Genomic DNA, 13,683 nt, shown 5'->3' with positions numbered 1-13,683 from the left:
ATTGGAGCGAACGACTTCATTGGAGGCGGGACGACAGCGAGACGCGCAATGTGCTCATGCATGCCCGTGCACGCTCATGCACGAAGAGGCACCAGGAGGCACCGCGCCATGAATCATGGAGAGGATCATGAAGACATCGCAGCAACACGCGACAGGCGACGATCATCAACAGCAGACGGAGCGCCCGGAAGGCAACGACAACTCGAACGTGCCGAACCGTCCATTCGGGGAGAAGGCTGCGCCATTGCCGCATGAGAACGATCAGAGCGCCGGATCGCAGGAAGAGCACGAGCCGCGCAGCGTCGGCAAGCAGGCGCATAGCGATCTCGAGCACGGTCTCGAGGACACGGACCTGCGCGGCGGCGGCGACTATCAGGCGCGCACGCAGAACGACGCGCACGCGAACAGGAACTCCGCGACGCGAAGCAAGCAGGACAAGTCCGCGACGCCAGGCAAGCGCCGTTGATCGAGCGGCATGCGATGCGCGCGCCGCGAAGTAACGTGATGTGACGTCACGCGACATCGGCGCGTGCCGCATCGCGTTTCACTGAGGATCGACGTCCCAGTACGGCGGATCGCCGAAATGCGCGGCGAGAAAATCGATGAACGCGACCGTCTTCGGCGGCACGAATGCGCGCGACGGATACACCGCCCAGATCGCGACCGTCTCAGCCAGCGGATACGTGTCGAGCACCGTCACCAGTTCGCCGCTGCGCAGATACGGCGCGACGTCCCATGTCGATTTCAGCGCGATGCCGAAGCCCGCCAGCAGCGCGTCGCGGATCACTTCGCCGTTGTCGGTCGCGAGCCGGCCGCCGACGCGCACGGTCAGCGGGCCCGTCGGCGTGACGAACGACCAGTCGCGCTGATCGGAGAGGATCACGCATTCGTGCTGCGCGAGATCGGACGGATGGCGCGGCGTGCCGCGTTCGGCGAGATACGACGGCGCGCAGCAGATCACGCGCCGGTTCGCCGCGAGTCGCCGCGCGACCAGCGACGAATCCTTCAGCGCGCCCAGACGGATGCCGACGTCGACGCCGGCATCGACGAGATCGACGATCGTGTCCGTGAGCCGCAAGTCGACGCTCACGCCCGGATAGCGGCGCAAGAACCGCGCGATGACGGGCGACACGTGCTGCCGCCCGAACGACGACGGCATCGACACGCGCAGCCGTCCCTGCGGCTCGGCCTGCCCGCGGCCCACCGACGCGCGCGCGGCCGACGCCGCGTCGAGCAGCGCCTCGGCGCGCGCCATGAAGACTTCGCCATCCTGCGTGAGGCTGACGCGGCGCGTCGTCCGGTGCAGCAGACGCGCGCCCAGCAGCCGCTCGAGACTGGCGATGCGCGCGCTCGCGACGGCGGGCGACAGCCCGAACTCGCGCCCCGCCGCCGACACGTTCGCGAGCAGCGCGGCGCGCACGAAGAGCGCGACGTCGAGCAGATCGAGGCGGTCGCGCTCGTCGACGGAAGACGCAACGGGGAACGCGGCGGCTTCGGGCTTCATCGATTATTCGGAAAATCCAGAAAATGTTTCAGTCATTACGATGGTTTTCGTAGGGTAAAGAATTTTCTACGATTCAGTCAATGCGAGCGGCGCCCCGCGCCTGCCGCCGAAGCTCAATCCCGTCAAAGACTTCACACGAATCAAGGAGCCGTTATGAAAGCCGTAGGCCTCACCCGTTACTTGCCCATCGACAATCCCGAGTCGCTCGTCGATATCGAAATCGACGAGCCGCAACCGACGGGGCACGACATCCTCGTGAAGGTCGAAGCGATTTCCGTGAACCCGGTCGACTACAAGGTGCGCGCGCCGAAGGACACGGTCGAGAAGACGCCGCGCGTGCTCGGCTGGGACGCGGCGGGCATCGTCGAGGCCGTCGGTCCGGACGTCACGTTGTTCAAGGCGGGCGACCCCGTGTTCTACGCGGGCAGCATCACGCGGCCGGGCGCGAACAGCGAGTTCCATCTCGTCGATGAGCGCATCGTCGGCCGCAAGCCCGCGTCGCTCGATTTCACGCAGGCGGCCGCGCTGCCGCTCACGGCGATCACCGCATGGGAGGCGCTGTTCGATCGGCTCGGCGTGTCGCCGCAGGGCTCGGACGCGGGCAAGTCGGTGCTGATCATCGGCGGCGCGGGCGGCGTCGGCTCGATCGGCATTCAGCTCGCGAAGCAGCTGGCGAAGCTCACCGTGATCGCGACGGCGTCGCGCCCCGAGTCGGCGAAATGGGCAAGGGGGCTCGGCGCGGATCACATCGTCGATCACTTCGGCGACATGCCCGCGCAGTTGAAGCAACTCGGCTTCGAACAGGTCGATTACGTGCTGATGTTCAACGACACCGACCGCCACTTTCCGGCCGCGGCCGCCGTCATCAAGCCGCAGGGCGGCATCGCGACGATCGTCGAGAATGCGAAGCCCGTTCCCGTCGAACTGCTGAAGGCGAAGAGCGCCGCGTTTCACTGGGAGTTCATGTTCACGCGCTCGATGTTCGGCACGCCGGACATGATCGAGCAGCACAAGCTGCTGACGGAAGTCGCGCGCCTGATCGACGCGGGCACGCTGCGCACGACGGTCGGCGAGCACCTCGGCAAGATCGACGCGCAGAATCTGCGCCGCGCGCACAAGCTGCTCGAGGAAGGGCGCGCGATCGGCAAGCTGGTGCTGAGCGGCTTCTGATGCCGCGCGCCTGACGCTGTTGTCACGCTGCCGCTGCAAGTGAAGGGCGCATGAACCGTCATGCGCCCTTCATGCGCTGGACATGCCTCGGACATGTCTCGCGATTCAACCGTCATCCCGATGCCGCATCGAATCCCTGCGCGCCGCGACTGTCAAATGGACAGATCACGGACAGATCGCGGACGGATCGCGCATGCAAAAACGCGCGCTTGCGCAAGCGGGGGAAATACCCGAGTCCCGCAAAGCCCGCGCCCGTCCGCTTGGCGTTAGACTGCTTCTGCATCATGCAAACCTGCCGCGCGCCTTCGGCGCGTCCGCAACGCATGGCCGCGCGGCAGCACAACAACGAGGTGACAGTATGAGCATCAGCGTCAAACTTCCCGCCGTTTCTGTTGTGACTTCTCTCGCATGCGCCGCTTTCGTGCTCGCCGCGATGCCGGCGCCCGCGCGCGCGGCGACGCCGATCACCGTGACGTCGCAGGCGCCCACGGACGGTCCCATCCGCTACACGGTCAAGGTCACGTCGAAGCAGTTCGGCAACTCGCAGGAAACGCGCACGATCCGCTCCGGGGAATCCGACGACTTCACGTGGAAAACGGTGCCGCCCGGCGGCCCCGTCGCAGCCGATGGCGATTGTCCCAACATGTCGTCGCTGCCCGTCGATACGAATGGCGCGATGATCCGGCAGACGCAGATCCGCTTCGCGCCTGTCGTCGCGAAGGACGGCACCGCGACCGTGCAAATGAACTTCCAGGCGCAGACGCCTAAGGGCACGAAGACGGTGACGAACAACGGCAAGTCGCTCAAGTGTCCGAACTACACGAGCGTGAGCCAGGTGCTGCGCTTCACGATGCCGACCAACGGCAGCACGAAGACGCTGACGCTGAGCGACGGCTCGCAGGTGTCCGTCACGGCGAAGCGTTGACGTAGCGGCGGCAGCAGTGCCCCGACGGTTCGCGCGCCGCATGAATCGCTTGCGTTGAATGATTGCATGCGGCGTGGATGTATCGACGATCATTGCTCGCGACGGGTTGCGCGACCACGCGCGTAGATCCGCCTGACGCTAGCTTCGCCCCGAACCGCGCTCGACGAGCCGCGATGCGAGAAAGCGGTGCTCGGGAGAAAAGAGCCGCCGATAAGTGAGCAGCACCGCGCCCACCGTGCCGAGCGCCGACGCCGCCGCGATCAGGAACATGATGACGATCTGATAGCGCACGGCTTGCAACGGCGATTGTCCGGCGAGCACCTGGCCCGTCATCATCCCCGGCAGGCTTACGACGCCGACCACGGTCATCGCGTTGAGCGTCGGGATCATGCCCGCGCGCACAGCCTGGCGCGCCGGTCCCTGCGCCGCTTCCCAGCGCGTCGCGCCGAGCGCGAGCGCCATGTCCACGCGGTCTCTGCGCGCCGTCAGTTCTTCCGTCATCCGTTCGATGCCGAGCGACACGCCCGTCAGCGTGTTGCCGAGAATCATCCCGAGAATCGGTATCGCGTATTGCGGCTCGTACCACGGGCGAATGCGGATCACCGCGAACAGGCCGATCGCCGCGACGAGCCATGCGCTCGCCCAGATCGACATGATGCTGTCGGCGCGCTGTCCGGCGTAGGTGCGCGAGCCGCGTCCCGCGCCCGCGAAGCCCGCGATCAGCGTCATCACGATCATCAGCGGCAGCACGACGTACCAGCGGCCGTAGGCGAATACCCAGGCGAGCACATAGCCGATCGCGAGCAACTGGACGACGGTGCGCACGGCCGCCCACGCGAGCTTGCGTTCGAGATCGAGCTTCAGCGCCACCGACACCGCGCCGTTCACGACGATCAAAAGCGCCGCGAGCCCGACGTCCCACAGACTGAGGTTTTGCAGAGTCATCGCTTGATTCCGGGCTTGATTCCCGGCTTGATTCCCGTTGCGGTGTCGGCGGACGCGTTCGCGTGAATGGCCGCTTGCGCATCGGATTGTGCATCGGATTGCGCTTCGCCGAGCACGCCTGCGCGCATCGTCAGATGACGGTTGCTCACGCGCGCGGCCTGTGCGAGATCGTGCGATACCCACAGCCACGCGCGCGCATCCGGCGCGGCGTCGAACCATGCGCGCAACAGCGCTTCAATCGCGCGCGCCGATTCGGGATCGAGGGATGCCGTCGGCTCGTCGAGCAGCAGCACGTCGGGCGCGAGCTGCAACACGCGGATCAGTGCCGCGATCTGCGCTTCGCCGCCCGACAGCTCGCTTGCGCGACGGTCGAGAAAATCGTTCGCGCGCCCGGCCTGCGACGCGAGCTTCGCGGCCTGCTCGCGATCGAAGCGCACGTCGCGATAGACGTGCAGCGTGTACGGATAGCGCAGATTGTCCTCGACGGTGCCGTCGAGCAGCGCGGGCCGCTGCCGGATATACGCGACATGCCGCCGGTAGTGCGGAATCGACGCGCGCACGATGCGCTTGCCTTGCCACAGCACGTCGCCGCCGTCGAGCGGATCGAGCAGCGCCAGCGCGCGCATGAACACGCTCTTGCCCGAGCCCGATGGGCCCGTGATCGAGATGCGCGCGCCGGCATCGATCGCGATGTTCGTCGCATGCAGCAGCGTCTCGCCGCGCGTCGCATCGCGCCGCACGATGTCTTTCGCATGGACGAGCGGCGCGTGCGTGGGGTGGATGTTGTGGGGCATGGGCAAATGGAATCTGTCGCAGCGCATCATCATAGCGGGCGCGCGGGGCGGGCACACCTCGTGCTGCGCTCACTATCGATGGTCGTGTTCCCTACGGAGCCCTCATGGCTGTGCTGCACCCGACTGGATTATCCATCGGCAAAACGATAGTCAAGACCCTTGCGTGGCTCATCGCCGTGCTGATCATTCTGATCGCCGCGCTCGCGCTGTTCATCCTTACATTCGACTGGAATCGCGCGCGTCCCTATGTCAACGACAAGGTAAGCGAAGCCATCCGCCGGCCGTTCGCGATCGAGGGCGATCTGAAGGTCGGGTGGCGGCATCCCGTCGGCGAAAACGGCTGGCGCTCATGGGTGCCCTGGCCGCGCTTTTCCGCGCAGAACATCACGGTCGCCAATCCCGACTGGACGAAGCAACAGCACTTCGCGACGCTCGACGAAATCGACTTCCAGGTGAAAGTGCTGCCGCTGCTCACGCACGACATCGTGATCCCGGCCATCAATCTCGTGAATCCGTCCGTCGATCTCGAACGGCTCGTCGATGGACGCAACAACTGGACCTTCAAGCTGAAGTCGTCGGCGGGACCGTCGGAGTGGAAGCTCGATCTGCACGACATCCAGCTGAACAAAGGCACTATCGCGCTCAACGACCAGCAGAAGAAGATCGACATGCAGGCCGTCGTCGATACGCTCGGCCAGCCGATTCCGATCGGCGAAGCGCTCAAGCAGCAGGAACAGACGTCGCGCAACGCTTCCGCCGACGTGGTCGGCAAGCAGGGTGCGAAGCGGCTGAATACGCAGGTGCAGCAGGAGGCCGCTTCCGAGGCGGCGGCTGCGTCTGCTGCATCGGCCGCGCCTCGCGCCGCGCCTGCTCTGCCGGGGGCATCGGGTGCATCGGCTGCGCCGGGCGCTTCGACGCCTGCCGCGCCGGCTGGCGTCGGCGCATCGAGTCTCGCGGGCACGGGCGCCAGCGCTAGCGGGTCAACGGCAGTCGCCGCATCAGCCGTTGCCGCATCAGGCAGCAGGCCCGCCAGCGCAACGGGCACGGCCGTCGCGCAACATCCGGGTGCGCCGCAATATGGAATCGGCTGGACCGTGAAGGGCACGTACAACCGCTCGCCGGTATCGGGCAGCGGCAAGTTCGGCGGCGTGCTCGCGTTGCAGGACGCGTCACGCCCGTTCCCGGTGCAGGCCGATGTGAAAGCAGGCGACTTGCGCATCGCGATGGTCGGCACCCTCACCGATCCCGCGCATCTTGCGGCCGTCGATCTGCGTCTGTGGCTGCAAGGCACGAGCGCTGACCAGCTGTATCAGCTGACGGGTATCACGCTGCCCCAGACGCCGCCGTATGCGACGGAAGGCCATCTGATCGGTAACTTCAAGCAGGGCGCGAGCGTGTTCAGGTATGAAAATTTTACAGGCCGTGTCGGCGGCAGCGATGTGAACGGCACGGTCGTCTATACGCAGCGCGCGACGCGGCCGCTGCTCCAGGGCACGCTAGTGTCGAACCTGCTGCAGTTCAAGGATCTCGCGCCCGTCATCGGCGCGGACACCAACGCGAGCAAGAAGAAGCGCGGCGAGACGGCACGCCAGCCTTCAAACAAGGCGCTGCCGACCGAGGAGTTCAAGACCGACCGCTGGAAGGCCATCGATGCCGACGTCAGGTTCACGGGCCGGCGCATCGTCAAGGACCCGGCGCTGCCCATCACCGATCTCGACACGCATGTCGTGTTGACGGACGGCGTGCTGTCGCTCGAGCCGCTGAAGTTCGGCGTGGCGGGCGGCTCGCTTGCGTCGAACATTCATCTCGACGGCAGCGCGACGCCGCTCAAGGGCCGCTTCTCGACGGAAGCGCGTCACCTGAAGCTCAAGCAGCTGCTGCCAACGGTGAAGACGATGCAGAACGCGCTCGGCGAAATCAACGGCGACGCCGCATTGTCGGCGACGGGCAATTCGCCGGCGGCGCTCGCGGGCACGTCGAATGGCGAAGTGAAGCTGCTCGTCACCGACGGCACGATCAGCCGCCTGCTGATGGAAGCCGCGGGGCTCAACGTCGCGAACGTGGTCTACGAAAAACTGTTCGGTTCGCGCGACGTGCAGATCAATTGCGCAGCCGGCGATTTCGTCGTGACGAACGGTGTGCTCGATTCACGCGTGTTCGCGCTCGATACGCAGGACGCGGTGATCAATATCGACGGCACGGTGGACATGAAGGACGAGTCGATGGATCTCGGCGTGCATCCGCACACGAAGGGCTTTCGCGTGTTCACGCTGCGCTCGCCGCTGTACGTGAAGGGGTCGTTCAAGAACCCAAGCGTGGGCGTGAACGCGGCGGCGCTCGCGCTGCGCGGCGGCGCGATGGTCGGGCTCGGCCTGATCAATCCGTTTGCCGCGCTGATCCCGTTGATCGCGCCGAGCAACAACAAGCCGCTGCCGTGTCAGCAGCTGCTGACGGCGATGCAGGCGCAGCCTCCGACCGCGCCGCCGCCGGGACAGCGCGAAAAAGCGAAGGGCCCTGTATTGCCGCCGGGCACGCCGGGTGCATCGGCCGTCGAGCCGTCGGCACCCGCGACATCGGGATCGAAGAAGTCTTCTGGGTCATCGAAGAAGCCCGCCGCGCCCGCTAGCGGCGCGTCGCTGCCGGGACCCGGGCATGCCGCCGATTACAAGGGAAGCTGAGAGGGAAGCTGAGCGCCCGATTCAGTGCGTGATGTCGCGGCGAAAAACGGCCCGCATGTTTCGATGCGGCGAAAGCGATTGAGCGCTATGCGATAAAGCAATAGAGCTTCACAGCAACAGCCGAAAACACCACGGCCGCGAATTTCGCGGCCGTGTGTCGTGGATTATGCGGATCTAGCGCAGCGAGCGAGGTGTCGCGTCGCCGGCGGCATCCTGACGCCGCACGCCGCGCCGCGTGCCCGCAGCCGTGGCGCGCGTCGCGCCGAATTCCGGCAGGATGCGCGCTCGCGCGCGGCTCGCGAACACGAGAAAACCGAAACCGTCGGCCTCGTACCAGTAGCCGCCGTTCTCGAGTCCGTCCAGCGGCTGTTCGAGCGCATTCGCAATGGATTCGATGCAGCGTCGGCGCAACTCGGCGACAGCCGGATAGGGCGGCTGCGCGCCGCGCACGCTGCACAGCAGGACATCGAGTCCTGGCAGCACATGTGCGTAGAGCACCGGCTCGTCTTGCGCGCGAGCACGCGCAATCTTGGTATCGAGTTGACCGAAGGGCTTGAAGTGCCGCAGCACAGCGAGGAACGACTCGTCGCCGTCCACCTTCGCGCGCCTGCGCTTTTTCGGGAAGGACATAAAAACTCGCCTGAAAAAGAATTGCAAGAAACGCAGCGTCCTCATGCGACCACTCCCGGCTTCGCGCGCCGCACGTCGATCTTTTATAGCATACGAAAATGCCGGATACACGGTGATTCGTCTGTCTCACTCCATCGTCCCGTGCGAACCAGGCCGAATCGCGTCGCCGTGCGCTTTCGCATCCCCTGTGCATCTGGTCTCAATAATAGACTCACCCACGCGCGACGTGTTTCCGGCACCTTAAAAAAAGACATTTTTGTGTGCGCCAGCCCCTTCTGTGCGCACGTTGAAATATCTTTTGTGCCCGTCGATAATGGCCCGGTCCCAGTCGCGGCGCGGCTTCGGACGCAGCGCACGGCACTGTGTCGAATCGATGAGCGGCGCGCATGAGTGAAATCATCAATGGCGCATGGTGCGTGTCGACGTTCCACGCTTCACATGCTGTGATGATGCATGCGAACGTTTCATGATTCGGGCCGGTTCTGCATGCGGGACGCGTGTCCGTCGACGTGCGTGCCTGCACGCGCAGTCGCTGCGAGGCAACAGCCGCGCCGACAGTTCGATGCGCGAAACGTATCGCTGCTGCTTGTGCGCCACGCTCGCTGCTATCCGCCGTTCTCGCTGTTTCCGCCGCCATCGCACGATGCGTAGATGAAACTGTTCACAAAGGGCCTGTTGCTGATCGCATTGCCGAGCGCCGTCGAGCTGGCGCTGCTAGGCATCGTGTCCGATATGCAGGCACGAACCGCTCAGGCCGTCGAACGCTCGTCGGACAGCAGGCAGATCCTGTATCAGGCTGCATCCCTCGAAAACCCGATGCTGCGGCAAGTGGCTCGCGTGCGCGCGGGCATCGTCGCGGACGATCCGTCGTTCGTGGATCGTCATGCAGCGTGGGTCGATCTCACCGATCGCCTGACGCGGCTCGAAGAGGCCGTTGCGGACACACCCGAGCAGGCCGCGCGTGTGCGGCAGATGCGCGAAGCCGTCGACAGCTATCGCGAGCAGGCGATGTCGGTTGCGCAATCGCTGCGCACGGGCGCGACAATGAAGCCCTTCGCGACGCTCGAAGGCGGTGCATTGCCCGCGCAAGCCGTGCGCTTTCGCGACACGCTGCACGCGTTCATCGACGAAGCGACGCGACTCGAAGCCGAACGCAATGCGACGCTCGCGCAAACGCGCACTCGCCAGCAAATCGCGCTGGTGGGCGCCGTGCTCGGCTCGATGCTGATCTGGGCCGCGACGGCGTTCGCGTTCGCGCGCGGCATCGGCCGGCGGCTGGATGTGCTCGCGTCGAATGCGCGACGGCTCGGCAGCGGACAGCCGTTGCCCGCGCCGCTCGCGGGCAACGACGAAATCGCCGCGCTCGATGTCGCGCTGCACCGCACGAGCGCGCTGCTGCGTGCCGCCGATCTGAATCAGGCGGCGCTCCAGGCGTCGCTGCAGACGCGCGCGGCGGAACTCGCGAGCGTCAACGAAACATTGCGCCAGGAGACGCAGGACAACGAGATGTTCATCTACAGCGTGTCGCACGATCTGCGTTCGCCGCTCGTGAACATGCAGGGTTTCTCGAAGGAACTGCAGGTTTCGTGCGACGAACTGCGCGCTACCATTGTCGATGCCCGCCTGCCCGCCGACGAACACAAGCGGCTCGCCGATGTGCTCGACGGCGATGTGCAGGAATCGCTGCGCTTCGTGCGCTTATCGGTGACACGTGCGGCCGCTATCATCGATGCGCTGCTGCGCATCTCGCGCGCCGGGCGGCTCGAATATCACTGGCAGCGCGTGAGCGTGGGGCGTGCGGTCGAGCGCGCGCTCGACGCGCTGCAAAAGCGTATCGACGAGCGCGAGGCCGTGGTCGTCGTGCGCGAACTGCCGGCGGCATGGGGCGATCCTGCTGCGATCGAACAGGTGTTCGGCCAGTTGATCGGCAACGCGATCAGTTTTCTCGATCCCGCGCGGCCGGGACATATCGAAGTGGGCGCACTCGATGTGGCCGATGCCGCGCATGAAAACAGTGCGACGGCGCCGCCGGAAAGAACGCGCACCTACTTTGTGCGCGACAATGGCATGGGGATTCCAGCCGCGTACATGTCGAAAGTGTTTCGCGCGTTCCAGCGGCTGCATGGCGATGTCGCGCAGGGCGAGGGCGTGGGACTCGCGTTGGTGCGCCGCATGGTCGAGCGGCATGGCGGACGCGTGTGGGTCGAATCGGCGGAGGGCGCGGGCTCGACGTTCTTCGTCACGCTGCCCGATCAGCCGTTGCGGACCTGATGGAGATGCATGTGCGCTACCTGGCATCGCTGCATGGCGCAGTGCAAGAAGTCGTAAGGTGAGCAACGCATAATGGCGTGCATCGAGTCGTATTGCATCGACTCGTACTGGTTGACGCGGAATCGGCGAAGGTCGTGACAAACGCGCGATGCGCAACGCAAGCGCGCCGGAGGGAACAATGTCACACGGGGAAGCAGTCGATAACTCGGTTGGCATCGTGCTGATCGAAGACGATGACGGGCACGCGACGCTCGTCGAGCGCAATCTTCGGCGTGCCGGCATATCGAACGGATTCATCCGCTTCGCGGACGGGCAGGAGGCGCTCGACTATTTCTTCGGCAAGCCGACGCCTGGCGAGCACGCGAGCGGCCGTCCCTCGCGCGACGATCTCGCCAGCTACGTCGTGCTGCTGGACCTTAAGATGCCTCGCGTGGATGGCTTTGAAGTGCTGCGGCGCCTGAAGGAAACGCCGTCGACGGCGTCGATGCCCGTCATCGTGCTCACGACCACCGACGATCCGCGCGAAATCGAACGTTGCTACGAATTGGGGTGCAACGTCTACATCACGAAGCCGGTCGAATACGATGCTTTCATCGAAGCCGTGCGGCGGCTCGGCTTCTTCCTGCAGGTCGTGAAGCTGCCGCCGGGGCAACGCTACGCGTCTGCATGAATGCACGAAGGGGCACGCAGTGCTCGCTCATCACGGGCAGTCCGTGCCGCAAGCAGTTCAATTGACGATTGACCATCTGGGATGACTGAAGACGGATCCACGCCGCTCGCCGCGCATGTGCTCGTCGTCGACGACGACGAGGGCATCTTGCGGCTTGCGCGTAAATCTCTGGAGCGCGCCGGCTGCCGCGTCGAGCTCTGCAATAGCGTCGAAAGCGCGCATCGCGCGATCGCCGCGAACGCGCCCGATCTGATCGTGCTCGACTATCAGCTCGACGGCGCGGAGACGGGGCTCGATTTTTTCAGGCGTCTGCGCAACGAGGGCGTGCGCATTCCCGCGATACTCGTCACCGGTTTCACCGATGAATCACGCGTGATCGAAGCGTTGCGTTCCGGCGTGTCCGACGTCGTGCCCAAGGCGGGCGATTACCTCGACTATCTGCCCGAAGCCGTCGAACGCGTGTTGTCGCAAGTGCGGCTGCAACGGGCGTCCGCGGATGCGCTGCTGCTGCGCGAGCGCGAGGCGCACTACCGCACGCTGTCGGAAGCGCTGCCGCATCTCGTGCTCACCTGCAACGCGAATGGCGACTGCGATTTTCTGTCGAAGCAGTGGATCGACTACACGGGCCTCGACGGCGCGAGTGCGCTCGGGCTGGCGTGGCTCGACGCCGTGCATCCCGACGACCGCGAAGACGTGCGCCGCACCTGGCTCAAGACAGTGCGCAGCGAAGCCACCTTTTACCGCCACGAATTGCGCATTCGCCGCCACGACGGCGCGTATCGCTGGTTCGACGCGCGCATTGCCGCCGTGCGCGACGCGAGCGGCACGGTCAGCAAGTGGTTCGGCAGTTGCACGGACATCCATTCGCAGCGCGAAGCCATCGAGGAGCGCGAGCGGCTGCTCGCGTCCGAGCAGGCCGCGCGCCAGGCGGCGGAAGAAGCGAACCGCTCGAAGGACCGTTTTCTTGCGATGCTGTCGCATGAATTGCGCACGCCGTTGACGCCCGTGCTCGCGGGCGCGCGCATGCTCGAGATGATGCCGGACCTGCCCGAAGCGGTGCGCTCGGGCGTCGTGATGATTCGCCGCAATGTCGAACTGGAAGCGCGCCTGATCGACGATCTGCTCGATCTCACGCGCGTGGCGAACGGCAAGCTGCGGCTGTCGCTGGAAACGGTCGATGTGCACGAGGTGATCGACAGCGTGCTCGATCTGTTTCGCAGCGAAATCCAGACCAAGCAGCAGGACGTGCACGTCAGCAAGACGGCGCAAAATCACTATGTGCTGGCTGATCGCGCGCGCTTGCAGCAGATGCTGTGGAACCTGATCCGCAATGCCGCGAAGTTCACACCGGACGGCGGGCATATTTTCGTGCGCACGCGCGACGAAAGAATGCATGTGCAGATATCGGTCGAGGATACGGGCGTCGGCATCGAGCCCGAGCAGATCGGCAAGCTCTTCAACGCGTTCGAGCAGGGCAGCCAGAACATGTCGCGGCAGTTCGGCGGGCTGGGACTCGGGCTCGCGATCACGAAGGCGCTCACCGATGCGCACGATGGCACCGTCACCGCGCAAAGTCCGGGCGCGCATTGCGGCGCGACGTTCACGATCACGCTGCCGACAGCCGAAGAGCGGCTCGCCGAGCCCGCCGCGCCCGTCGCCGCGAGCGTGCAGCCGGCAGGCGGGCTCACGATTCTGCTGATCGAAGATCACGCGGACACGGCGGAAGTGATGGCGCAACTGATGCGCACGCTGGGCCATGAAGTGACCGTCGTCGGGCGTGTCGCCGATGCGCTCGCCGCGACGCAGAGCGCGCCGTTCGATCTGATCGTCAGCGACGTCGGCTTGCCGGATGGCACGGGCCTCGATTTCATCAAGGCGTTCCGCGAGCGCGACGATGCGCCTGCCGTCGCGCTGACGGGCTTCGGCAGCGACGAGGACATCCGCCGATGCCTCGAAGCGGGCTTCACGTCGCATCTGACGAAGCCCGTCAACTTCTCGCAGCTCGAACAGGTGATCGAAGGCGCGGCGGCAGCGAAAGCGCAGAGGAATGTAGGGCAGGCGAGAACGGACTAGGGGCGTGTGTCGAACACGCAGTC

11 protein-coding genes are annotated in these 13,683 nt (G+C 65.4%); 7 read left to right on the top strand and 4 right to left on the bottom strand.

Features of this window, described 5'->3' with window-relative positions; translation table 11 throughout:
• Nucleotides 1–127 precede the first annotated feature (127 nt).
• Entirely contained in the window at nucleotides 128–466 is a 339-nt protein-coding gene (locus tag VSR68_RS21120) for a hypothetical protein (RefSeq protein WP_342941696.1), read from the top strand.
• Between the two features lie 78 nt (nucleotides 467–544).
• Here VSR68_RS21120 and VSR68_RS21115 read toward each other — a convergent pair whose 3' ends face one another.
• Nucleotides 545–1,504: a LysR family transcriptional regulator gene (locus VSR68_RS21115; RefSeq protein WP_342941695.1), complete on the bottom strand. Its 960-nt coding sequence runs from the start codon at nucleotides 1,502–1,504 to the stop codon at nucleotides 545–547.
• A 153-nt stretch (nucleotides 1,505–1,657) separates the two neighbouring features.
• Here VSR68_RS21115 and VSR68_RS21110 point away from each other — a divergent pair, with 153 nt between their 5' ends.
• Nucleotides 1,658–2,674, top strand: a complete 1,017-nt coding sequence (locus tag VSR68_RS21110) for a zinc-binding alcohol dehydrogenase family protein (RefSeq protein ID WP_342941694.1) — start codon at nucleotides 1,658–1,660, stop codon at nucleotides 2,672–2,674.
• A 358-nt stretch (nucleotides 2,675–3,032) separates the two neighbouring features.
• On the top strand, nucleotides 3,033–3,599 hold the full coding sequence (locus tag VSR68_RS21105; protein ID WP_090862208.1) for a DUF6013 family protein: 567 nt from the start codon (nucleotides 3,033–3,035) through the stop codon (nucleotides 3,597–3,599).
• Between the two features lie 138 nt (nucleotides 3,600–3,737).
• On the opposite strand, the gene VSR68_RS21100 is transcribed toward VSR68_RS21105, so the two are convergent.
• Together VSR68_RS21100 and VSR68_RS21095 are read right to left on the bottom strand one after the other, a co-directional pair.
• A complete protein-coding gene (locus VSR68_RS21100) occupies nucleotides 3,738–4,544 on the bottom strand; it encodes an ABC transporter permease (RefSeq protein WP_342941693.1) in 807 nt (268 codons plus the stop codon).
• A complete protein-coding gene (locus VSR68_RS21095) occupies nucleotides 4,541–5,338 on the bottom strand; it encodes an ABC transporter ATP-binding protein (RefSeq protein WP_342941692.1) in 798 nt (265 codons plus the stop codon). Before VSR68_RS21095 ends, VSR68_RS21100 begins: the two co-directional genes overlap by 4 nt.
• 104 nt (nucleotides 5,339–5,442) lie before the next feature.
• Here VSR68_RS21095 and VSR68_RS21090 point away from each other — a divergent pair, with 104 nt between their 5' ends.
• Nucleotides 5,443–8,016: an AsmA family protein gene (locus tag VSR68_RS21090; RefSeq protein WP_342941691.1), complete on the top strand. Its 2,574-nt coding sequence runs from the start codon at nucleotides 5,443–5,445 to the stop codon at nucleotides 8,014–8,016.
• 174 nt (nucleotides 8,017–8,190) lie between these two features.
• Here the strand turns inward: VSR68_RS21090 and VSR68_RS21085 are convergent, their stop codons facing one another.
• Nucleotides 8,191–8,691 carry a hypothetical protein gene (locus VSR68_RS21085; RefSeq protein ID WP_087735769.1) on the bottom strand — a complete coding sequence of 167 codons (501 nt, stop codon included), beginning with the start codon at nucleotides 8,689–8,691 and terminating at the stop codon, nucleotides 8,191–8,193.
• A gap of 606 nt (nucleotides 8,692–9,297) precedes the next feature.
• Here VSR68_RS21085 and VSR68_RS21080 point away from each other — a divergent pair.
• From VSR68_RS21080 to VSR68_RS21070, 3 genes are all read left to right on the top strand, one after another.
• Nucleotides 9,298–10,917: a sensor histidine kinase gene (locus VSR68_RS21080; protein ID WP_342941690.1), complete on the top strand. Its 1,620-nt coding sequence runs from the start codon at nucleotides 9,298–9,300 to the stop codon at nucleotides 10,915–10,917.
• Between the two features lie 178 nt (nucleotides 10,918–11,095).
• On the top strand, nucleotides 11,096–11,587 hold the full coding sequence (locus VSR68_RS21075; protein WP_342941689.1) for a response regulator: 492 nt from the start codon (nucleotides 11,096–11,098) through the stop codon (nucleotides 11,585–11,587).
• 81 nt (nucleotides 11,588–11,668) lie between these two features.
• A complete protein-coding gene (locus tag VSR68_RS21070; protein ID WP_342941688.1) occupies nucleotides 11,669–13,660 on the top strand; it encodes a response regulator in 1,992 nt (663 codons plus the stop codon).
• The last annotated feature ends 23 nt before the right edge of the window (nucleotides 13,661–13,683 follow it).

Source organism: Paraburkholderia phymatum (genome assembly GCF_038900715.1).
Classification (GTDB): Bacteria; Pseudomonadota; Gammaproteobacteria; order Burkholderiales; family Burkholderiaceae; genus Paraburkholderia; species Paraburkholderia phymatum_A.
The sequence above is the reverse complement of the archived record's forward strand: the minus strand, read 5'-3'. Positions and strand labels throughout refer to the sequence as shown.